The organism is Phocaeicola salanitronis DSM 18170 (genome assembly GCF_000190575.1).
Lineage (GTDB): Bacteria > Bacteroidota > Bacteroidia > Bacteroidales > Bacteroidaceae > Phocaeicola > Phocaeicola salanitronis.
Map to the genome: position 1 here is coordinate 3,835,839 of NC_015164.1, position 22,594 is coordinate 3,858,432.

At 48.5% G+C, this 22,594-nt stretch carries 19 protein-coding genes and 2 tRNA genes; 12 read left to right on the plus strand and 9 right to left on the minus strand.

Features of this window, described 5'->3' with window-relative positions; all coding sequences use genetic code 11:
• Window positions 1-97 precede the first annotated feature (97 nt).
• Both BACSA_RS16565 and BACSA_RS16570 read left to right on the plus strand, forming a co-directional pair.
• Entirely contained in the window at window positions 98-916 is an 819-nt protein-coding gene (locus tag BACSA_RS16565) for a hypothetical protein (RefSeq protein ID WP_013619171.1), read from the plus strand.
• Window positions 917-1,015: 99 nt separating this feature from the next.
• Window positions 1,016-2,947, plus strand: a complete 1,932-nt coding sequence (locus tag BACSA_RS16570; protein WP_013619172.1) for a transglycosylase domain-containing protein — start codon at window positions 1,016-1,018, stop codon at window positions 2,945-2,947.
• Window positions 2,948-3,029: 82 nt separating this feature from the next.
• On the opposite strand, the gene BACSA_RS16575 is transcribed toward BACSA_RS16570, so the two are convergent.
• From BACSA_RS16575 to BACSA_RS16595, 5 genes are all read right to left on the minus strand, one after another.
• Complete coding sequence (locus BACSA_RS16575) at window positions 3,030-4,223, minus strand: pyridoxal phosphate-dependent aminotransferase (RefSeq protein ID WP_013619173.1); 1,194 nt, start codon at window positions 4,221-4,223, stop codon at window positions 3,030-3,032.
• Between the two features lie 70 nt (window positions 4,224-4,293).
• A complete protein-coding gene (locus tag BACSA_RS16580) occupies window positions 4,294-5,001 on the minus strand; it encodes a Bax inhibitor-1/YccA family protein (protein WP_013619174.1) in 708 nt (235 codons plus the stop codon).
• 19 nt (window positions 5,002-5,020) lie between these two features.
• Window positions 5,021-6,235, minus strand: coding sequence for a bifunctional 3,4-dihydroxy-2-butanone-4-phosphate synthase/GTP cyclohydrolase II (locus tag BACSA_RS16585; protein ID WP_013619175.1), 1,215 nt, complete (start codon window positions 6,233-6,235; stop codon window positions 5,021-5,023).
• Window positions 6,236-6,239: 4 nt separating this feature from the next.
• Window positions 6,240-8,150, minus strand: coding sequence for an LptF/LptG family permease (locus tag BACSA_RS16590; RefSeq protein ID WP_013619176.1), 1,911 nt, complete (start codon window positions 8,148-8,150; stop codon window positions 6,240-6,242).
• A gap of 76 nt (window positions 8,151-8,226) precedes the next feature.
• Complete coding sequence (locus BACSA_RS16595) at window positions 8,227-8,607, minus strand: START-like domain-containing protein (protein ID WP_013619177.1); 381 nt, start codon at window positions 8,605-8,607, stop codon at window positions 8,227-8,229.
• A gap of 454 nt (window positions 8,608-9,061) precedes the next feature.
• On the opposite strand from BACSA_RS16595, the gene BACSA_RS16600 reads away from it, so the two are divergent.
• Window positions 9,062-9,135: transfer RNA gene (locus BACSA_RS16600), tRNA-Met, on the plus strand.
• A 54-nt stretch (window positions 9,136-9,189) separates the two neighbouring features.
• Window positions 9,190-9,263: transfer RNA gene (locus tag BACSA_RS16605), tRNA-Met, on the plus strand.
• Window positions 9,264-9,580: 317 nt separating this feature from the next.
• Here the strand turns inward: BACSA_RS16605 and BACSA_RS19565 are convergent.
• Complete coding sequence (locus BACSA_RS19565; protein ID WP_013619178.1) at window positions 9,581-9,895, minus strand: nitrous oxide-stimulated promoter family protein; 315 nt, start codon at window positions 9,893-9,895, stop codon at window positions 9,581-9,583.
• Between the two features lie 232 nt (window positions 9,896-10,127).
• Here BACSA_RS19565 and pfkA point away from each other — a divergent pair, with 232 nt between their 5' ends.
• Window positions 10,128-11,108 carry a 6-phosphofructokinase gene (gene pfkA, locus BACSA_RS16615; protein WP_013619179.1) on the plus strand — a complete coding sequence of 327 codons (981 nt, stop codon included), beginning with the start codon at window positions 10,128-10,130 and terminating at the stop codon, window positions 11,106-11,108.
• A 63-nt stretch (window positions 11,109-11,171) separates the two neighbouring features.
• Here the strand turns inward: pfkA and BACSA_RS16620 are convergent, their stop codons facing one another.
• A complete protein-coding gene (locus tag BACSA_RS16620; RefSeq protein WP_013619180.1) occupies window positions 11,172-11,825 on the minus strand; it encodes an HAD family hydrolase in 654 nt (217 codons plus the stop codon).
• Window positions 11,826-11,980: 155 nt separating this feature from the next.
• On the opposite strand from BACSA_RS16620, the gene BACSA_RS16625 reads away from it, so the two are divergent.
• The 5 genes from BACSA_RS16625 to BACSA_RS16645 all read left to right on the plus strand — a co-directional run bounded on the left by BACSA_RS16625 (window position 11,981) and on the right by BACSA_RS16645 (window position 17,287).
• A complete protein-coding gene (locus BACSA_RS16625; protein ID WP_013619181.1) occupies window positions 11,981-12,181 on the plus strand; it encodes a type II toxin-antitoxin system HicB family antitoxin in 201 nt (66 codons plus the stop codon).
• A gap of 76 nt (window positions 12,182-12,257) precedes the next feature.
• Entirely contained in the window at window positions 12,258-13,073 is an 816-nt protein-coding gene (locus BACSA_RS16630) for a UDP-2,3-diacylglucosamine diphosphatase (RefSeq protein ID WP_013619182.1), read from the plus strand.
• Window positions 13,070-14,188, plus strand: coding sequence for a glycosyltransferase family protein (locus tag BACSA_RS16635; protein WP_013619183.1), 1,119 nt, complete (start codon window positions 13,070-13,072; stop codon window positions 14,186-14,188). The genes BACSA_RS16630 and BACSA_RS16635 overlap by 4 nt, the downstream gene beginning before the upstream one ends.
• A gap of 94 nt (window positions 14,189-14,282) precedes the next feature.
• The gene (locus BACSA_RS16640) at window positions 14,283-16,352 is read left to right on the plus strand and encodes an RNA degradosome polyphosphate kinase (RefSeq protein ID WP_013619184.1); all 2,070 of its coding nucleotides are present in this window, start codon (window positions 14,283-14,285) and stop codon (window positions 16,350-16,352) included.
• Window positions 16,349-17,287, plus strand: a complete 939-nt coding sequence (locus BACSA_RS16645; protein ID WP_013619185.1) for a Ppx/GppA phosphatase family protein — start codon at window positions 16,349-16,351, stop codon at window positions 17,285-17,287. The genes BACSA_RS16640 and BACSA_RS16645 overlap by 4 nt, the downstream gene beginning before the upstream one ends.
• A 266-nt stretch (window positions 17,288-17,553) precedes the next feature.
• Here BACSA_RS16645 and BACSA_RS16650 read toward each other — a convergent pair whose 3' ends face one another.
• Together BACSA_RS16650 and BACSA_RS16655 are read right to left on the minus strand one after the other, a co-directional pair.
• Window positions 17,554-19,062: a M56 family metallopeptidase gene (locus tag BACSA_RS16650; RefSeq protein WP_013619186.1), complete on the minus strand. Its 1,509-nt coding sequence runs from the start codon at window positions 19,060-19,062 to the stop codon at window positions 17,554-17,556.
• A gap of 73 nt (window positions 19,063-19,135) precedes the next feature.
• Window positions 19,136-19,495 (minus strand): BlaI/MecI/CopY family transcriptional regulator, encoded by a 360-nt coding sequence (locus BACSA_RS16655; protein ID WP_013619187.1) that lies wholly within the window; start codon window positions 19,493-19,495, stop codon window positions 19,136-19,138.
• Between the two features lie 570 nt (window positions 19,496-20,065).
• Between BACSA_RS16655 and BACSA_RS16660 the strand changes: the two genes are divergently transcribed.
• Both BACSA_RS16660 and BACSA_RS16665 read left to right on the plus strand, forming a co-directional pair.
• Window positions 20,066-21,607 (plus strand): glycoside hydrolase family 28 protein, encoded by a 1,542-nt coding sequence (locus tag BACSA_RS16660; RefSeq protein ID WP_013619188.1) that lies wholly within the window; start codon window positions 20,066-20,068, stop codon window positions 21,605-21,607.
• 54 nt (window positions 21,608-21,661) lie between these two features.
• On the plus strand, window positions 21,662-22,591 hold the full coding sequence (locus BACSA_RS16665) for a TIGR01212 family radical SAM protein (RefSeq protein ID WP_013619189.1): 930 nt from the start codon (window positions 21,662-21,664) through the stop codon (window positions 22,589-22,591).
• Window positions 22,592-22,594: the final 3 nt, after the last annotated feature.

The following is a 22,594-nucleotide window of genomic DNA, read 5'->3' on the forward strand; positions in this document are numbered from 1 at the left end:
TAAATAGGGAAGTCCCTATTGGCGTTTGGGGACATTCTGTTGCGAGGGGATTTTTACTCTTCTATTTTTGTATCAGGAAACTTAAACCGCAACGATTATGAGAACAAACAGATTTTTGATGGGAATGATGTTAGCCCTTTGCCTGCAGGCGGTTCCGGCTATGGCTTCCGCTTTGGGTGACATCCGGGTGAATGCCCGCTTCCTTACCGACCGCATGGCGTTTGAACTGAACTTGACGCAGACCCAATACAATGATTTGTATGAGGTCAACTATGATTTTTTCCATGGGATTGACCCGTATGTAGCGGCTATGGCACGGCAGGAGGCGTATGCGTTGGATGCATATTATCGCTATTTGGACGAACGGAACGATGACTTGCGCTGGATTCTTTCGAATGCCGAGTATGTGCGCTTTATGGCGTTGGAGTATTTCTTCCGTCCGGTGTATGCATTAAACCGTGTGTGTTATCTTCGTATTTATAAGGTGTATCCCAACCGGACTTTCTTCTATTTCGGGCGTCCGGTGCATTACCTTACGTATTGTGGCGGGCATAGCCGGCACCATTGTGGCGGACGGAGCTTTTATCGGGCGCGTCATCCGAAAGTGTACCGGCATCCGGTCTATCAGGGGAACTTCCATAGCCGGCCGGATTTCCGGAGGCATGATTTTACGCCGGGACATTCCCCGAAAAAGCCAGGCGGTTATCACTCAGCCTCGGCACGTCCTCCGCGTCCGCAAGCAAGACCGGGAAAGCCCGGACATAAGCCGGATAAGCATCCGGTGGCAAAACCTTCCCGCCCGAACAGGAAACCGCAGGTGCATCCTTCCCGTTCGGACAAGAAGCCGCAAGCCCGTCCGCGCCCGAACCGAAGTGCCTCGAAAGAAAGGGGGGAAAGAAATTTGCGTAGAATGTGAAGATGATGTATCTTTGGCGCAGGTGTTTTTAGGGCACACAGGATTTCTAAGAACTCGTGCAGGTCTTGGCATCCTGTGTGCGATGTGAGAAGTAGAATGATGAAGCGTAGACTAAAACAATTCGGAATATGGATAGCTTTGTTCACGGTGCTTTCGGGGGCAGGGCTTTTTCTGTTGCGTGGTCCTCTGTTGCGGCATATCGCCGATAGGCGGATAGAGGCTTTGTCTGCCCGTTACGGCATTAGGATAGCCTATGTTTCGCTGAAAATGCCTTCGCTTACTTCCGTGCGTGTGGAGGGCTTGAGCATGGTGCCTTTCGGTAGAGATACCCTGCTCAGGCTGGCTTCGGCGGAAGTGAAACTCGATTTCTTGCCTTTGTTGCGGGGGAATCTGTCTATACGCAAAGTCGATACCGAGGGATTGGCGTGCACTTTTGTCAAGCAAGGTATGGTGTCGAATTATGATTTTCTATTCCGCTCTTCCGGCAAGTCCTTATCTGTCCCGGATGCGGATGGAGGGACTTCTATCGGGTATGCCGGGCGGATAGAGCGTGCGTTGGGAGTATTGTTCCGTTTGCTTCCCGAGGATGCCGTGATGCGCCGTACCGTGCTGACAGGCAGGCGTGATTCGGTCTGCACCCGTTTTTATATGCCGGAGTTTGTGTTGGATAACCGGGTTTATGATTCAGATATAGAGGTGGTTGAGGGAGATATGCGGGGCAAGTGGCACATCGGGGGTACGCTGGATTGTGGTACACGTCTGATTAAAGGGCATTTGCACTCTTCCGAAAAAGGACAGCGCATTGTGATGCCTTATATCCGTCCGCATTATGGAGCGGCGGTAGCATTTGACTCCATTGCTTTCAGCTTGGCGCAGGAAGATCCGGAAGCGGATGAGCAACTTCTGAAAGGCAATGCCGAAATAAACGGGCTGGAAGTGCATCATGCGGCTTTGTCGCCCGACACCATCGGTTTGAATCGGTGGAAGATTGATTACTTGCTTCGTGCGGGAGAGCGTTTCATAGAGCTGGATAGTGCGACGGAGGTACATTTCAACCGGCTTTCGTTTCATCCGTTTGTGCGTGCGGAAAAGAAAGGACGTTGGCATTTTACGGCATCCGTTCATCGTCCGCCTTTTCCTGCACAAGACTTGTTTTCGTCACTTCCGGCGGGCTTGTTCCGGCATGTGCAAGGGCTTCAGGCGAGCGGAGAGTTGAGTTATGACCTTTGCATGGATATTGATTTCAATCGGTTGGACAGCTTGAAGTTCTCTTCCGACTTGCGCGGGCACGGTTTTTCCATTATCCGTATGGGGGCGGCCGACCTTGCCCGGATGAGTGAGGAGTTCGAATATACGGCATACGAGCATGACCAGCCTGTGCGCACTTTCCTTGTCGGGCCGTCCAATCCGGATTTCCGTCCGCTTTCGTGCATTTCCCCTTTGCTTCAGATGGCGGTTATGCAATCGGAAGACGGGAGTTTCTTCTATCATGACGGCTTTTATCCGGGAGCCATTCAGGAGGCATTGGCATACGATTTGCAAAAGGGGCGTTTTGCCCGGGGCGGGAGTTCCATCACCATGCAGCTGGTGAAAAATGTTTTCCTGAACCGGCATAAGAACATTGCCCGTAAGCTGGAAGAGGCACTTATTGTATGGCTCATCGAATCGCAGCATCTTACTTCGAAAAAGCGCATGTATGAAGTTTATTTGAACATCATCGAGTGGGGACCGCTTGTGTATGGTGCGGCAGAGGCAAGCCGTTTCTATTTCGGGAAAGAACCGTCGGACCTCAGCGTGAGCGAAGCCATATTTCTGGCATCTATTATTCCCAAACCCAAGCATTTCCGTTCGGTATTTAATTCCGATGCAACCTTGCGCGAGAATCAATTAGAGTATTACCGCGTCATTGCCCGCCGGCTTGCAGCCAAGGGCTTGATGACCGAAGAAGAAGCGGAAACGTTTTGTCCGGATGTGCAGATAAAGGGAGAAGCGAGAAAGGTTTTAAATGAAGAATTAATAGTTAATAATTAATAGTTAATAATGAAGAGTTAAGTATTGGGCATAGCGTCCACAAATTCTTCATTGTCAACTATTAATTATTAATTGTTAATTGTTAATTCAGCCGTGCCAATGTTTCTTTGATGCGTCGCATTGCTTCGGTGATGTTTTCATCAGAAGTAGCGTAACTCATGCGGATACACTCGGGAGCACCGAATGAAGTTCCACCTACACAAGCCACGTGACCTACTTCGAGCAAATACATTGCTAGGTCTTCGGCATTGTTGATGACACGCTCTCCGTCTTTTTTGCCGAAGAAAGAGTCGCATTTCGGGAAGAGGTAGAAAGCGCCTTCGGGAACATTCACTTCGAATCCCGGAATCTCTTTTGCCAGTTTTACGATAAGGTCGCGGCGGCGTTCGAACGCTTTACGCATTTCTTCTACCGGAGCTTGCGTGCCTGTATAGGCGGCTTCTGCGGCTTTCTGGGATACCGAGCAAGGACCTGACGTATATTGCCCTTGAAGTTTGTTGACACCTTTCACAATCCATTCGGGTGCGGCGATAAATCCGATACGCCAGCCGGTCATGGCGTATGCCTTTGATACACCGTTGACGATAACTACACGGTCTTTGATTTCGCTGAATTGGGCAATGCTTTCATGCTTGCCGATATAGTTGATGTGTTCGTAGATTTCATCGGCGATGGTGATAATCCGTTCGTGTTTAGCCAAGACAGAAGCCAGACCTGCCAGTTCTTCCTTGCTATATACCGAGCCGGTCGGGTTTGAAGGAGAACAAAGAATCAAGGCGCGGGTCTTAGGGGTGATGGCTGCTTCCAATTGTTCGGGTGTAATCTTGAAGTCTTGCTCGATGCCTGCACGTACAATGACGGGGGTACCTTCGGCCAGCTTCACCATTTCAGGATAGCTTACCCAATACGGAGCGGGTACAATCACTTCATCTCCTTTGTTTACCAAAGCCATAATCGTGTTGCATACCGATTGTTTGGCACCGTTGGCACAACTGATTTGGGCTGCTGTATATTCCAGTCCGTTTTCTTTTTTCAGTTTTTCTACAATGGCGTTGCGCAATGCGGGATAACCGGCTACAGGAGAATAGCGCGAATAGTTTTCGTCAATCGCTTTTTTAGCGGCTTCTTTGATATGATCGGGGGTGTTGAAGTCGGGTTCGCCGACACTCATGTTGATTACATCTACGCCCTGAGCCTTGAGTTCGCTGCTCTTTTGTGACATGGCAAGCGTAGCCGAGGGGGATAAACTGTTTAAACGTTCTGAAAGTTGGTTCATATTCTTATTTTAATTTTAGTTCAAAATTGGTGCAAAGTAAAACAATATTTTTGATATATAAAAGCATTTCTTACTTTCTGTCACCTAAGAAGCGGAGTAAATACAGGAAAAGATTGATAAAGTCGAGGTAAAGCGTCATGGCACCCATTAGGGCAATCTTCTGGGTGGTATCGTTCACTTCCATGTCTTCTCCGGTAAGCAGATGCTTGATTTTTTGCGAATCGTATGCGGTCAGCCCCGTAAAAATCAGTACGCCGATACCCGAAATGATAAGGTCCATCATCGAATTGTGCAAGAATAAATTGACCAGCGATGCGATGATGAGCCCGATGAGTGCCATAATGCAAATATTCCCTATACGGGTCAGGTCTCGTTTGGTTACATATCCGTAAAGCGCCATAACCCCGAAGGTGCCCGCCGTTACAAAGAAAGTGGTAGCAATGGAACTCATGGTATAGACCATGAAGATAAAGGCGAGTGTGATTCCGTTCAGGATAGAGTAGGCGATAAAGAGCAGGGTAGCAGTGCTGAAGGCAATCCGGTGGATGCGTGCGGAAAGGTAGATAACCAGTCCTATTTCAGCAATCAGAAGCCCCCAGAAGAGCATTTGGTTCTGTACAATCATTGAGAGCAGCGTGTATGATTTTGCCACATATAGAGATACCAGTCCGGTAATGACCAGCGCCAATGTCATCCATGTATAGACATTGCGCATCAGGGTAGCTTGTACGGTCTTTGCTTTAGACGCGTAGGCTTTTGCCAAATCGTTTGTTTCCATATCTGTCAATTATTAATTGTTAATTCTTAAAGTGCAGCGTATGTCCCATGCGGTCTTTCTTTGTATGCAGGTAACGTTCGTTATAGGGATTGGGAGTCACTTCAATCGGTACGTTTTCTACGATTTCCAGACCGTAGGCTTCCAGCCCTACACGTTTCACGGGATTGTTGGTGAGCAGGCGCATCTTGTGGATGCCTATTTCGCGCAGGATTTGTGCGCCTACGCCATAATCGCGCTCATCGGCTTGATGTCCGAGGCAGATGTTGGCGTCTACGGTATCCATGCCTTCTTCCTGAAGCTTATAGGCTTTCATCTTTTCCATCAGCCCGATGCCGCGCCCTTCCTGAATGAGGTAGATGACGGCGCCTTTACCTTCTTTTTCTATCATTTGCATGGCTTTATGAAGCTGGTCTCCGCAATCGCACCGCAGCGAACCGAAGATGTCGCCCGTAGCACACGATGAATGTACACGCACCAGTACCGGCTCGTCCGGTCCGAACTCTCCTTTTATTAATGCCACGTGTTCCAGTCCGTTGCTTTTTTGGCGGAAAGGAATCAGCCGGAAGTGCCCGTATTCGGTAGGCATGTCTACCTCTACGCCTTTCTCTACTAACGATTCCTGTTTCAGGCGGTATGCGATGAGGTCGGCGATGGAGATGAGCTTGAAGCCGTACAGGTCTGCCATTTGGCGTAATTCGGGAAGGCGCGCCATGGTGCCGTCTTCGTTCATCACTTCCATGAGGGCGGCGGCAGGGTAAAGGCCGGCAAGCTTGGCAAGGTCGATGCTGGCTTCTGTATGTCCGGCACGGCGGAGCACACCTTTATCTTGTGCGTAAAGCGGGTTGATATGTCCGGGACGTCCAAAGGTTTCCGGGGTCGATGAAGGGTCGGCAAGGGCGCGGATGGTGGCGGCACGGTCGGCTGCAGAAACGCCTGTGCTGCATCCTTCCAGCTTGTCGATGGTCACCGTAAACGGGGTTCCTAAGACTGAAGTATTGTTTGCCACTTGATGGGGCAAATCCAGTTCTTTGCAGCGGGAGAGCGTAATCGGCGCGCAAAGCACTCCGCGTGCGTGCTTCAGCATAAAGTTTACTTTTTCGGGCGTAATCAGCTCTGCGGCAATAATCAGGTCGCCTTCATTCTCGCGGTCTTCATCGTCTACGACGATAACAAACTCGCCTTTGCGGAAGTCTTCTATCGCTTCCTCTACCGTATTTAGCTTTATCTTGTCCATATTATTATGATTGTAAATGATAGTATTGTTGGTCTTTTATTCGTTCTACGATTTGTCCGTTTGTCTTTATAATCGTTTTCAAGTCTTTTTCCAGCCGTATCCGGAAACGCCAGATGTTCAGGTATACCAGCACGCCGGCAGGTAGCACGATGCCCAGCAGGGCATTGAGCCAACGGTTTTCGAACGGGCTTTTATGAGACTTAACCCACAAGAACGGGTAATTGTTCATCAGGTTCAGCAAGACGGGGTCTTTGGTGTTCGAAAGTTCCTCGATGACCGTTTCCATCTGTTGGCTGAGGTCGGCTATGGCGTCATCATGCTTGTTGCTTGTGAATATCTTGATGTAGTTGGGCAATCCTTTCAGGCGGTGCGTGCGCAGGTATTCCTCACATGCGGCACTGATTTGTTCCAGTGTTTCCGCATTGTCCCGGTAAGCAGGGGTGTGGATAATCACTTCTTTTTTGAACATGTGTCTGGAAAGGCGTATGCCGAACACTTTCCGGAAGAAGGCTGCATACGTGTCGATGTTGAATACCACGGAGTCTTTGTTCGACTTGTACGTGAAAAACGCGCCTAACGGAGCCAGGACGAGGGTACTCATCCACGTGCCTAACGCTACATTCATTTCGCCGCTCTTCCCGACGCGGGTCGCGCCTGAATCGATGATGTAATAAATAACGAAAATCACTACCGATATCACTACCGGCATGCCCAGCCCGCCTTTACGGATAATGGCTCCCAGCGGTGCGCCGATAAAGAAGAAGATAAGGCAGGCAAGCGAGAGGGTAATCTTCTTGTGCCAGTCCGACCGGTGAGAGAGGATGTTCCGGTCTGTGTCTTTGGTCAGAAAGCTTTTCATCTCGCACTCGGATAATAGCGAGGATACCCGGTTTTCCGTCTTGCTCAGGGTGCTCGATTTCTCTTGCGAGGTCATCGAGTTGAAGATGCTGTCGGTATTGATATATGCCACGTTCAGCTTTTCCAGTTTGGTTGAGTCGGATTTGGTGAGCACCGGAGTTTTATAGGCGGTATGGATAACATCGTTGAAATAAGCGCGTCCGATGCTGTCTGCGTGTGTTTCCAGCGAGTCGATGGTCTGGGAGATTTCACGCATGTTCTTGATGTCCGAACGGCGGTCGAGGAAATCGCCGTCCACCATATTGAAGCCCGAGTCGAACTGGATGAGCGTATGCTTTTCCTTGAATGATTCGCGCCGGTAGGGCACGTTCCGCGAGATGACCGACTGGGATTTCAGGTTCTCGAATTGCTCTCCGTTGTACAGGTGCAGGTACAAATGCTTTTTGTCGGCGGTCATTTCCAGCTTTCCTTCTTCCGCCCAGATGATGTGCGCGTTTTCGAAGCCGTCCGAGAAATTATAGATGAGCACGTCTTTCAGCATGCCCGTTTCGCGGTCTTTATGTTTTACGTAGATGTTGTATCCGTCGATTTCGCTATAGAATACGCCTTCCGGAATGTCCACTTCAGGCGATTTCTGTTTCATCGAGACCAATAACGTCCACAATTTCTTTTGTGCACGCGGACCGATTTCGTTTTGGAAGATGAAAGACATGAGCCCCAGGAATGCGCAGAACAAGATGACGGGGCACATGATGCGGAGCAGGGGAATGCCTGCGGCTTTCATCGAAAGCAATTCATACCGCTCTCCGAAGTTCCCGAAAGTCATGAGGGCCGCCAGCAGGATGGCAAGCGGAAGCGATATCGGAATCAGTGTCAGGCCCGAATAGAAAAAGAATTGGGCAAGTATGTTAATCTCCAAGCCCTTTCCTACCAGCTCGTCTACATATCTCCATAAGAACTGCATCATGAAGATGAAAAGGCAGATAAAGAAAGTTCCGGCAAAGAGCAGCAAGAAGCTCTTTAAAATGAATATATCCAGTTTTTTTATGCGTAGCATTCCTTATAATGTTGTCAGCTTGCAAAAGTAGCATAAAAAATGATGCGGAGCACGATGTTTTGCATAATTTTAAGAATTATATGCCGCATGCCCGCCGCAACGTCTCGATTTGAGAGTCCCATAAGTTGATGACATCTTCTTCTTCGCCGGCATCGGCAAAGTCGGTCACTTCCAGCGAGAGGTCGCTCGTCAGTTCGTTGTAATGGATTTTCAGCTCGAAGTACGTGCGGGGCTCTTCGTCGCTCCAATGGAAGCGGACAAACGATTCGGTGCGCAGGTTGATGATTTCGGCATTGCGCGTTTCGGTTTTCCCCCATTGGAAGGTAAAGGTCTTTTCGTGTTTCAGTACTTTGTCTGCAAACCAGTGTTCCAGTCCCGATGGCGTACTGATTGCGTTCCAAAGGACGGTACTCGAAGCGGGAGGCAGGGTATATTCTATGTGTATTTTCTTTTTCATGGATATTCAGGTTTTTCCGTTATTGATTTGTACGGGGCGCAAATTAAAGTAATTTTTTGTATATTACATAGCGAATCGCGGATTTTTTGTTTATCCCTGCCGGATAAACGAGCTGACAGATATAGGCACTATCCGTTACAATTGTTACAATTACAATTACAGTTAATTGTAAGTTGAAAATCAGATAATGGGGAAAATCACACTTATAAATTATATATTATATATATTTATATAAATATATATAATATATAATTTTAATATGAGGCTTTCTTTTTTGACCGGGATTGAAAAAAAGCATTTTACGTTAATTGTAATTGTAACAATTGTAACGCCTGTTTGGTAAATGCGGATTCGTTAAATTGAAACAGAATCTGAATAAAATTAGAAGAAAATGCACGAAGGTATTGCGTAATTCAAAAAAACGTTTTACCTTTGCACCCGCAATCGCCAAAATGGCGGGATAGCTCAGCTGGTTAGAGCGCATGATTCATAATCATGAGGTCCCCGGTTCAATCCCGGGTCCCGCTACTACGGACAAGATAGAGCCGTTGGATGGCTTCCACATCTGGCGGTTTCTTACACGGCGGGATAGCTCAGCTGGTTAGAGCGCATGATTCATAATCATGAGGTCCCCGGTTCAATCCCGGGTCCCGCTACGATTTTGAAAATTTGTAGATAATCTCGAAGGAGAATTAGAAACGAACGGAACCGTTTGTTTTTAGTTCTCCTTTTTTGTTTTTATAGTAAGTTATTGCAATCAAAAATGAATTGCGGAAAATCCGTTAATCCTTTCTATTGAAAAACAGAGAGGCAGAAGATTTGTCAGTTAATAAAACTCTGTGGCTTTGTGCCTTTGTGTTCCGTTTTATTTTTCGCAAACCAATTTCGTTCTGCTACATGATTTCATATACTTGCCTATGCCTTTGCACATACGTGCGTAGCCCTGCGCAAGTATATGCGTTTTCGGGTGCGGCTATCTCCGTCGTTCGTGCCAAAGGTGGAGCAGGGCGGACCAGGGATGGTGAAACAACATGCGCGGGCCGGCGTAGCGCATGACGGTTCGCATCTGTCCGCGCATCCGGGGACTGTAACAATGGATGGGGCATTGCTTGCAGGTGGGTTTCTGTTCGCCGTAGCGGCAATGCGAGAGGCGGGCATGGGCATATTCCAAAAGTGCCTGGCAGGCGGGGCAGAGCGTGGCGTTTCCTTCTTTATGGCGGCAATAGAGCCTGATCATTTGCGTTACTACGCGCTTCTCTCGTTCGATGTGTGAGGGGGTACGGCTCATGGTTTTAATGATGGTTTCTTTGATTAAGTATCCGGAAAAGTGTGAATTTTGAAAAGCGAAGATAACGAAAAGCCCGGAAAGCTCAAAATGCTTTTGGGAAAGAGATGTGATTTTACGGCATTTTAAATATTTTATACTTACAGATTGCGCGTTTCGTTATGAATGTCTTACATTTGGGGTGCATTTCCGTAAGGGAAGGCATCAGATTTAACTAACTAACAGATAAGACGGTATGAAACAAATTAAATGTATTGGAATCTTGACTTCGGGAGGTGATGCTTCGGGCATGAATGCGGCTATCCGTGCGGTGACACGCAGCGCTATTTTCAACGGGTATACGGTGAAAGGAATTTACCGAGGTTATGAAGGTTTGATTCGGAATGAAATCAAGGAGTTTACCACGCAAGATGTGAGCAGCATTATCCAGCGTGGAGGTACGATATTGAAAACGGCACGTTCGAAGGACTTCATGACTCCGGAAGGCCGTAAGGTGGCGTATGATAACATGGTGGCGGCAGGCATCGATGCGTTGATTGTCATCGGCGGGAACGGTTCGTTGACGGGTGCGCTGACTTTTGCGCAAGAGTTTAATGTGCCGTGTATCGGTTTGCCCGGAACGATTGACAATGACTTGTACGGAACCGACTCGACCATCGGCTATGATACGGCACTGAATACCATCGTGGAATGTGTGGACAAGATACGTGACACCGCGACTTCGCACGACCGCATCTTCTTTGTGGAAGTAATGGGGCGTGACGCCGGATTCCTTGCCCAGAACAGTGCGATAGCTTCGGGAGCCGAAGCTGCCATTATCCCGGAAGACCAGACCGACGTAGACCAGCTGGAGCAGTTTATCGGGCGCGGCTTCCGCAAGTCGAAGAACAGCAGTATCGTGATTGTGTCCGAATCGCCTAAGGACGGAGGAGCTATGCACTATGCCGAGCGTGTGAAGAAAGAATATCCGCAATACGACGTGCGTGTCACCATTTTGGGGCACTTGCAGCGGGGAGGTTCTCCGAGTGCGTACGACCGTATTTTGGCAAGCCGCCTGGGGGTAGGTGCTATCGAGGCGCTGAAAGAAGACCAGCGGAACGTGATGATAGGTATCCGTAATGATAAGGTGGTGTATGTGCCTTTCTCGGAAGCCATCAAGAAAGACAAGCCGCTCGACAAGTCGCTTATTCAGGTGCTTGACGAGTTATCGATTTGATATTTTTAAATGAAGAATGAAGAATTAAGAATGAAGAATTCCTCATTCTTCATTCTTTATAAGCTACTTCATCAGAAAATCAAGCAATTCTTCGGGTGTATCGGCGATGAATGCGGGATGGTAGGCTTCCAGTTCGGTGCGCGGACGGAATCCCCAGGCGGCGCCGATGGTTTCTGTTCCGGCATTGATGCCCGTCTGCATGTCTACGCCTGAATCTCCGATGTAAGCTGTGTCTTGGGGGGATGCTCCTGCGGCCTGCATGATTTCCACTATCACGCTGGGGTCGGGCTTGACGGGCACATTCTCCCGCTGGCCGAAGATGCGGAGGAAATGGATTTGCGGGAAATAGTGCTTGATGAGCTTTTCGGTGGCTTCCTGATATTTGTTCGAGGCTACGGCGAGGGCCATTCCTTTTTCCTGAAGCGTTTCAAGCACATGCGGTATCGCCGGATAGGGGCGGCTTAAGTCGGCATTGTGCATATTATAATAAGGAACGAAGAGCGAGCGTATTTTCCGGATGTTCGTTTCGTTCCGCTCTGCTTCGGGCAGGGCTCGCTCGAAGAGCTTGTTGATTCCGTTTCCGACAAAGAAACGGTATTCGTCGGTATCGTGCTGAGGGTATCCGCAAGCCTTGAGGGCATAGTTGGTGGCTCCGGCAAGGTCGGCGATGGTGTTGAGCAGGGTTCCGTCTAAGTCGAATATAACCAGTTTTTTCATTTGTGTGTCAATTTTTGTGTTTTACGGCGGTAAAGATACGGATTTTAGCTTGAATAACGGAGTGAACGGGGCTGAATAAACAGAAAAGTAATACATTATACATCATATTGTAATATGAAAAGCGGACTTTTGGGAAGTTTTAAAAAGTAAAAGATATGAATGCAAGTGTACCTTTTCCTGAAAATTACGTGTTAGAATGTACGGCAGACGGTGGCTATTACGCCTATTTGTCAGACTATGACCAATGCTGTGCTTACGGTGAGACAGAAGATGACGCTCTGGCAAATCTTCAGGATGTAGCCGAAGAGTATTTCAACGAAATCGCCCTGTTATACCGGATAGAGGATGCAAGCTGAAAAAAAATATGGCTTTTGTATTGCATAATAATAAAATAGTCCTTTTCTTTGCAAGGAATTAATTATCAGATTATAAATGAGCATAAGACCGCATTATCGTACCGTAGTGCTTTCGGACATCCATTTGGGGACTTCTCATTCGAAAGTGAATCAAGTGAGCGATTTTTTGAGTTCTGTAGATTGTGACCGCCTGATATTGAACGGTGACATTATTGATGGCTGGAGTTTGAAGAAATCCGGCGTGCGCAAGTGGAAGCCCGAACATACGCGCTTCTTTAAGATTTTGATGAAGATGATGGAGAATTTCGGGACCGAAATTATCTATGTACGGGGAAATCATGATGATTTTTTGGATAGCTTGATTCCGTTGCAATTCGCCAACCTGCATCTGGTGAAGGATTACATACTGGAGAGTAACGGGAAGCATTATTTCGTGACCCACGGGGATGTGTTCGACAAGATTACATCGGGCATGAAGTGGCTGGCAAAACTGGGCGATATCGGATATACCTTGTTGCTGGAGATGAACAGCTTTTACAACAAATACCGCCTGAAGCGGGGCAAGCCGTATTATTCGTTGTCGCAAGCCATCAAGCAAAAGGTGAAGCAAGCCGTGAATTATATATCCGATTTCGAGAACGTATTGGTGGAATTTGCGCGTAACCGGAAGTGCGAAGGCGTGATATGCGGGCACATCCATCACCCTGAGAACCGGATGGTAGACGGTATTCATTACCTGAATTCAGGCGATTGGGTAGAAACGCTTTCAGCCCTGACCGAAGATGAGGAAGGGAAGTGGGAGGTTCTGTTTTATACCGAAGCCATGAAGCGGAAAGAGGCGGAAAACGAAGAAAAAGATTCAGTATTATCTATAATATCTGTTGCGTCATGAGAGTATTGTTTGTAGTGCAAGGAGAAGGGAGAGGGCATCTGACCCAAGCCATATCCATGGAAAAGCTGCTTCGGGAGAACGGCCACGAAGTGGTGGAAGTGTTGGTAGGGAAAAGCGAATCGCGCAGGCTTCCGGGATTTTTTATCCGGAACATTCAGGCTCCTATCAAGCACATCATCAGTCCTAACTTCTTGCCTACACGTGCCAACCGGCGTGCCAACTTGAGCCGGAGTTTTTTGTACAGCTTGTGGAAATCGCCCGAATATTATGAGAGCATGTGCTATATCAACCGGCGTATCCGCGAGACGGGGGCGGATTTGGTGATTAACTTTTATGAATTGCTGACCGGACTGACGTTTTTCTTTTTCCGTCCGCAGGTTCCGCTGGTGTGCATCGGACATCAGTACCTGTTTTTGCATAAAGAGTTTCAGGTGCCGAAGAAGAACCGGTGCAGCTATTTTCTGATGAACATGTTTACTCGTTTGACCTCGTTGGGGGCTTCGCGCAGGTTTGCTCTTTCGTTCCGCGCGATGAAAGACGATGACAGCCATAAATTGAGTATTATTCCTCCCTTGTTGCGTCAGGAAGTATTCGAACAAGAACCAGTCGAAGGGGATTACATTCATGGCTATATGGTCAATTCGGGTTTCTCCGAATACGTGTGCCGTTGGCATAACGAACATCCCGAAGTGGCTTTGCGCTTCTTTTGGGACCATTGGGAGGAAGAGCCGGTCAAGAAGGTGGACGATACCTTGTGGTTCTATCAATTGGACGACCGTGAGTTTCTGCGCCAGATGTCGGGATGCAAGGCGTATGCCAGCACCGCCGGATTCGAGTCGGTATGCGAAGCCATGTATTTGGGCAAGCCGATTCTGATGGTGCCGGCACATATCGAGCAGGAATGCAACGCATACGATGCGGTGCAGAGCGGTGCGGGCATTGTGGACGAAGGTTTTAATTTGGATAAGCTGCTGGCTTTCGCTAAGGACTTCCGCCCCAATCCGGCATTCCCGTTGTGGGTGCGTTCTTCACGTTACATTATCTTGAACGAGCTGGAAAAATACACTACACACGATTGCGTTCAGGATATGTATATGGTAGAAGAATATGTGTAAAGATTCCTTTTATAATTATTTAGCTATTCTTTTTCCCAGGTTTGCAATTGAAATGTAACATCAATTCTTTTTCTTTGCAGAAAAATGTGTTGTTATGGTACAGAAGAAAAAGAAAACCCCTTATTTAGACCGGGATGTCAGTTGGATGTTCTTTAACCGGCGTATTTTGCAGGAAGCATGCCGTCCGCATGTGCCTTTGTTGGAGCGCATGTCTTTCTTAGGCATTTATTCGAATAACCTGGACGAATTCTTCCGTGTGCGTGTGGCTTCGCAAAGCCGTATCGCCGAATATGCAGAGAAGTCGGCGGCAAAGGAAAGCGAACATGCCAAGAAACTGATTAAGCAAATCTCCCGCCTGAATGCCCGTTACGTAAAGGAATACGGAGAGGCGATTGCGAATATCACCGAAGAACTTCGGAAAGAAAACATTTTCTTGCTTTCTGATACAGAAATATCTCCCGAACAAAAAGAGTTCATTTATTCATTCTATAAGTCGAAACTGAGCGGAGCCGTTATCCCTATTTGGTTCTCTACGGTCAAGTCGCTCGATTTCGGGAACGACGAGAACATTTATCTGGCGGTAAAGGTAGGGAAGGGCGAAAACGCGCGTGTGTTCGACTATGCCTTCCTCGAATTGCCCGTAGGGCTTTGCGGGCGCTTTGTCCGTTTGCCCAATCAGGGCGAGAAGCGTTACCTGATGTATCTGGACGATGTCATCCGGTGCTGCCTGCCTTTGGTGTTCGAAGGATTGGGATATACTCATTTCGAAGCCTATACCTATAAGTTTACCCGCGATGCGGAGATGGAAATCGACAACGATGCCAATAGCGGCACCTTGCAGAAGATATTGAAAGGCGTGAAGAGCCGGAAGCATGGCGAGCCTCTGCGTGTGCTCTATGATGCAAGCATGCCGAAGGATTTGCTGAAACGGGTATTGAACAAGCTGGATGTGGACAAGAACGATACGGTCATGGCAGGAGGACGCTATCAGAACCATAAGGACTTCATGCGTTTCCCCGATTGCGACCGTACGGATTTGAAATATCCCGTTTGGGCGCCTATTGTGCGCAAGAGCCTGGACGGTCCCGATAGCCTGCTGCAGAAAATCCAGCAGAAAGACCGTTTCATCCATGTGCCTTACCATAGCTTCGACTCGTTCATCCGCGTACTGCAAGAAGCGGCGGTGAGCAAGCAGGTCACCGGCATCAAGATTACACTCTACCGTCTGGCTAAGGAATCGAAGGTTGTGAAAGCCCTGATAGCCGCAGCCCGGAACGGAAAGAAAGTGACGGTAGTCATCGAGCTGCTGGCACGTTTCGATGAGGCTTCCAATGTCAACTGGTCGAAGAAGATGCAGGATGCGGGCATCCGTGTTATTTTCGGTGTGGAAGGCTTGAAGGTACACTCTAAGATTACCCATATCGAAATGAAGAGCGGACCGGACATCGCTTGCATCAGTACCGGAAACTTCCACGAGGGCAATGCCCGTATGTACACCGATTGCATGCTGATGACGGCATCGCCCCGGCTGGTGAAGGACGTGAATGCCGTATTCGACTTTATCGAGCGTCCCTACGCTCCTATCAAGTTCAAGGAATTGCTGGTTTCGCCCAATGAGATGAAAAACAAGTTCATCGCCCTTATCCGCAATGAAATCAAGAACAAGAAAGCGGGCAAGCCTGCCTATATCAAGATTAAAATCAACCACATCACCGACCCCGTTATGGTAGAGAAGCTTTACGAGGCTTCGCAGGCGGGGGTAGACATCGATTTGGTGGTCCGGGGAAACTGTTCTTTGGTCACCGATGTGCCGGATGTGAGCGAAAATATACGAATTAACGCAATTATTGACCGATATTTGGAACATTCCCGTATCTTTGTATTCGCTGCGGGCGGTACGGAGAAAGTTTTCATCGGCTCGGCAGACTGGATGCCACGTAATTTGGACCATCGTGTAGAGGTCATCACCCCGGTGTATGACCCTGATATCAAGGAAGAAATGAAACGGGTGGTGGAATACGGGCTGAAGGATACCCAGCAAGGACGTATCGTAGACGGTACGGGAGACAATGATTTCCATGCCTTAATCGGCGATGAAAAACCTTTCCGTTCGCAAGAAGCATTGTATAATTACTATGTAGCTAAAAACGAGAAAGAAGAATGACAGAGATGAATTATGCGGCAATCGACATCGGTTCGAATGCCGCCCGTTTGCTGGTGAAACGGATTGAAGAAAATGAAGGACAGGCGAAGTTCACGAAGGAATTGCTGCTGCGTGTGCCTCTCCGCCTGGGTTTTGATGTGTTCGGCAAGGGAAAGATTTCGGAAAAGCGTGAAAAGAACATGATGCGCCTGATGAAATCGTATGCCTATCTGATGAAGATTTACGATGTGCAGAAGTACCGCGCGTGTGCCACTTCGGCGATGCGCGATGCCAAGAACGGTATGGACATCATCAAGGAAATCGAGAAGAAAACCGGTATTCACATTGAGATTATCGGCGGACAGGAAGAGGCGCAAATCGTCTATAACAACCACATTGAATATATGAAAGACCGCACGGGCAATTACCTGTATGTGGATGTAGGGGGAGGTTCGACCGAAATCAACCTGCTTTCGCAAGGAGAATTGCAGTGCAGCCGTTCGTACAACATCGGTACCGTGCGTTTGCTGAACAAGGCGGTAAAGGAAAGCGAGTGGACGCGCCTGAAAGAGGATATGGCGGAACTTGCCCGCCAATATCCCGATACCAACATCATCGGTTCGGGAGGAAACATCAACAAGCTCTACCGGCTGGCGGAGAAGAAAGACAAGAAAGCCCAACGCATGACGGTAGAAACCCTGCGTGGCTTGTACGACGAATTGAGTGTCTTGTCGGTGGAAGAGCGTATGGATAAGTTTAGCCTGAAGCCCGACCGTGCAGATGTTATCGTGCCTGCAGGCAACATCTTCCTGACCATAGCCGATATCTTAGGCTCCTCATATATCTATGTGCCAACCATTGGTCTTGCCGATGGTATCATCGACGGGCTTTATGCCGGAAGCAAGGAAGAGCGCGAACACGGGAAATCATTGAAGTCGCTCGATGCGGAAAAATGATATGATTGAATGAAACGCAGATTAGCGCGGATTGACGCAGAAATTTTTATTTTATAGTAGAACAAAATTGGTTTGCGAAAAAATCTTGATGTATTGTCATCCTGAACGAACGTGAAGGATCTCGTAGACATCCACGTGGGCGCATCCGAGATGCTTCACTACGTTCAGCATGACAAATGATTTTTCGCAAACCAATTTTGTTTTACTATATATAATCTGCGAAAATCCGCGTTAATCTGCGTTTCTAAAAATGTATGACCCCAATTTTATTTCTTCTTGGTCGTAACCAGAATCACGCCGTTCTTGCCTTTCTCGCCGTATGTTTCTGTGCTTGACGGGTCTTTCAATACGTCAATCCTTTCAATGCTCTGCGGGTCAATCGCATCGAGAGAGCCTGTATATTCTTTTCCGTCAACAAGCACCAATGGTTTGGGTGCAAGCGCCACTTCCGTGCTGTCCTGCTTCCCGTCTTCAATGATTCTGAATACCACCGGAACGGTATACAGCGTCGGTACGGCTTTCCCGTTCTGCATGCCCGGTTCCCATCGGGGCATACCCGAAAGTACCCGCACGGCTTCGGCATCGAGGCTGGGGCTTACGCCACGCACGATATTCACGTCTCCGATGCTTCCGTCTTTCTTCACCGTAAAGCGGGCGATGACTCTTCCTTCCGTCTTGTCCCGCTTGGCGTCTTCGGGATAGCGCAGGTTCGCGCTGATGTATTTCATCAATTCGCTTGGACCGCCCGGGAACTGGGGCATCTGTTCTACCGCCGTATAAGGTTCTTCCTCATTGTCTTTAAGTGTATCGTTTTTTTCGATACTTTCACTTGTTACGGCATCGGATATTGCCGGAAATTCCGTAACTTTGACACGTGAAATCTCTTCCAGTGGTTTCGAGATTTCGGGACGGGCAAAAGCGGCTACAGCTACTGCAGCCAGCGGAAGTACGTAGAGGTACTTGGCGCGTGCCCACGGGTTCGATTTTTTTCTCATCATCATAGTGATACGTTTTTTAAGTGAACTGTGATTTAAGCTGTTGGCGAGAGAGTAGAGCCTTGAGCCAACGGCTTTCTTTATTAATAACAATTGATATTCCTTGGCGTTGACGCCGGATGCCAGTACGGCTTCATCGGCTTCGTATTCGTGGATGTTCTGCAATTCTTGCTTCACCAGCCATGCCGCCGGATTGAACCATTGCACGACGATGCACGCTTGGGCAAGCAGCAAGTCCCACGAGTGCCGGAGGCGGATGTGGGCTTGCTCGTGTGCCACTATCGCCCTGTTGTCTTCTTGCAGGTCTGTGTCCGGCATCACGATGTAATGCATCCAGCTGAACGGGGCGATTTTCCCCGGATAACGTACCAGGATGCTCCCGTCTGCCAGCCTTTCTTTCCGGTTCCTGCGGATGACGGTACATATCCGCCCGATTCCGAACAGGCTCTTGAGACAGAAGAAGGATACTCCTGCCAGATAAATGCCTACCATTGCTTCTTGCCATCCGAACCGGGAAACCGTTTCCGCGGCTTCTGTTCCTGCATTGAGTTCAGCCAGCATCAGCAGGCTTTCCAAGTCCGATACGGTCTGGTTCAATGCCGTAGGTTCGCTGATGGCAATCTTTACCGCAGGCAGGAGGCACGACAAGACCAATATGCCCAGCAATGCCAGCCGGTTGAACCGATGAAACGTTTCCTTGCTCAGCAATACCTTATAAAACAGGTAGAACAATGCCAGGCAAACCGATGCTTTCAGTATGTAGATAAAAAATAGTCCCATATTTTTTGAGTTTTTGAGTTCTTAAGTTTGGTATGTAGAGACGATGTGCACATCGTCTCTACTTTATGAAAACTTATTTCCCTTCCTCCACTTGCTTGATAAGCTCTTTCAGCTCCTCTATCGAAATCTCCTCTTCCTTTACCAGCGAAGAGACCACCCCTAAGTAGGAATTGTTGAAATACTTGCTGATGACGCTTTTCAGCGTCCCGCGCTTGAACTCGTCTTTCGACACGGCGGCACGGTATTGGTACGTATTGCCGAATGCCGTATGCGCCAGATAGCCTTTCTCTTCCAGTCCGCGCACAATGGTGGAAAGCGTATTGAAGTGCGGACGCGGCTCGGGATAGAACTCCAGCAGCTGCTTGACGAACAAAGGACCTTTCTCCCAGAAAAATCCCATTACTTCTTCTTCTTTTGCGGTCAGTCTTTTCATGCTATTTCCGTTTGTTTCCGCAAAGTAACTAAAAGCTTTAGTTATTCAACTAATTTTTATAGTTAATAATGGTGAACAGTGGCGAAAGTCAGTGGAGGAAATGAAGAAAAGTCTATTTGCGGAAAGCGTATGTTGTAATGCCAATGCTTTTGCGGTAATATAGCAATTTATATCAGTAAGTTTTATGGTTTCCAATTCAAAACCGTACGTTCTCGATATGGAAACCGTACGGTTTTGATATGGAAACCATACGTTCTTGATATGGAAACCACAAAATCTATTTATTTGAAAGCATAAAAGAAGCAGTGCTTAAAAGCAAATACAGGCTTGTCTGTTTGATAAGTTACCGTTTTGTTTATTTTTAATGAATTCCGCATTTTGCCCAATTGCTGTAGGGGCGTATCGCATACGCCCTGAAGACATCCGCATGGATAAGTGGACGCATTCGGGCGTATGCGATACGCCCCTACATGGGATGTTTGCGGAATTCAATTTATTTTTTATTTATTGGGTAGGCTTTGGAGTGATGTTTTATTTTTATCTTTGCATAACGAACTTAATAAGCTGGCTATGAAACATAAACTCATCTTTTTTGTTGCCTGCCTTGGGTATGCTTTATCGGGCATGGCAGGTGTTATGGAGCTTGACGTGACCCGTCATGGAGCCGTAGGCGACGGGAAGACGTTGAATACCGGTAGCCTGCAAGGTGCCATTGACGGACTTCATGCACGTGGGGGAGGTGTTTTGCGTTTCCCCGCAGGGCGTTATCTGACGGGAAGCTTGCGGCTGAAGTCGGGCGTAACGTTGCATTTGGAAGAGGGGGCTGTCTTGCTGGGGAGCACTTCGCCTTACGATTATCCGAAGTTCAGTACGGAAAAAAAACTGAAGGTGAACAATGACCATTTCGACCAGGCGTTGATTTATGCCGACGGGGCGGAGAATATCGGCATTACAGGAGGCGGATGTGTAGACGGGCAGGGCAGGGAACTGGCTCTGACCATTGATAGCCTGCACCATACGGGGGAGCTGGTCGACCCGCATTACAATACGTATCGCAAGCGTCCCAATACGCGTCCCAAGCTGTTGTTCGTCAGGGGATGCCGGAATGTGCGCATACATCGTGTCAGCTTCAGGAGCAGTGCGGCATGGGGACTTTCGTTCTCGTTGTGTACCGATGTGACGCTGGATAGCCTGCATATCGAAAACCGGGCGTATTGGAACAACGACGGCATAGACATCAGCGATTGCAAGGACGTGCGCATCGCCCATTGTGATGTAAATTCGGCGGACGACGGCATTTGCCTGAAGTCGCACAACCGGGATGCGTGCAACGACCGTGTGTCTATCGCCCATTGCCGGATTATCAGCAGTGCCAGCGCCATTAAGTTCGGGACTGAGTCGGGTGGGGGCTTCAAGAATGTGACGATAGACGATATCCGTGTCAAGGATACCTACCGTTCGGCTATCGCCATCGAGTCGGTAGACGGAGCGGCGATAGAGAACATCCGGGTGAGCAACATACATGCTGTCAATACAGGTAATGCCATTTTCATCCGCTTGGGGCACCGGTCGGGCGAGGCGCCGGGGTATGTGCGGAATGTAAGCATCCGCAACCTGTATGCCGAGATTCCTTTCGGGCGTCCGGACATCGATTACGACCTGCGCGGTCCTGCCTTGCCTTTCTTCCACAATCCTTTTCCTGCTTCCATTTCGGGCATACCGGGACATGACGTTGAGAATGTGACGTTGGAGAATATCGAAATCGTTTATCCGGGACGCGCGTCGAAAGGCATGGCGTATATCTCGTTGAGCCGGCTGGCGGATGTGCCCGAAAACGTAGACGGCTATCCCGAGTTCAGCATGTTCGGGGAATTGCCGGCGTGGGGATTTTATGTGCGCCACGTGTCCGGCCTGACCCTAAAGGGCATTACGCTGCATTTGCGCGAGGACGATTACCGTCCGGCTTTTGTGTTCGACCGCGTGAGCAGGCTGAACCTTTCGGATATCGTTTTGCCCGAAGACAAGCAGGCGGGGCAGGTGGTGTTGAGGCAGACCGGCTTGCAACGGAAAGCGGGAGTGCCCGAAAGATGGATTTTTTCAATTGACAATTAACAATTGATAATTGGAAAAACTTTATTATCTTTGCGCCCGAAAAATCAGTTCATTATGGACAGGCAATCACGATATAAAGACTTTTCAGGCTTTCTGGCAGGATATTTTCCGTTCAAGGTACAGAAATTGTCGGTAAATGCCGGGTTTTCCTGTCCCAACCGTGACGGCACGAAGGGGTATGGCGGCTGCACGTACTGCAATAACCAGACATTTAATCCCGCGTATTGCCGGACGGAAAAAACGATAGCCGTGCAGCTGGAGGAAGGGAAGCAGTTCTTTTCGCGCAAATATCCACAGATGAAATACTTGGCTTATTTTCAGGCGTATACCAATACCTATGCCGGACTGGACAGTTTGGTGAGGATGTACGAGGAGGCTTTGGGCGTGCCGGATGTGGTGGGGCTGGTAATCGGTACACGTCCGGATTGCATGCCGGATGCACTGCTTGATTATCTGGAAGAATTGAACAATCGGACTTTCCTGCTTGTTGAATATGGGATAGAAAGTACGGACGACGGGACGTTGCGGCGCATCAACCGGGGACATACGTTTGCTTGTACCGAAGATGCGGTGCGGAGGACATCAGCCAGAGGGATTCGTACGGGAGGGCATGTGATTGTCGGGCTTCCGGGCGAAGAGGGGAGAGACAAGATAATCCGTCAGGCGGAAATATTGTCCGGTTTGCCTCTTGTGACGTTGAAGTTGCATCAGCTCCAGCTGATAAAAGGCACGCGCATGGGGGAGGAATATCTCCGATGCCCTGGGGATTTCCATCTGTTCACGGCAGAAGAGTATGTTGACTTGGTGATTGACTATATCGAACATTTGCGCCCCGACCTGGTGTTGGAACGGTTTATTTCCCAGTCGCCCAAGGAACTGTTGATTGCTCCCGACTGGGGGATGAAGAACTACGAGTTTACCAACCTTCTTCATAAACGGATGGAAGAACGGGATGCATGGCAAGGAAAATATTTTAAAACTTAAAAA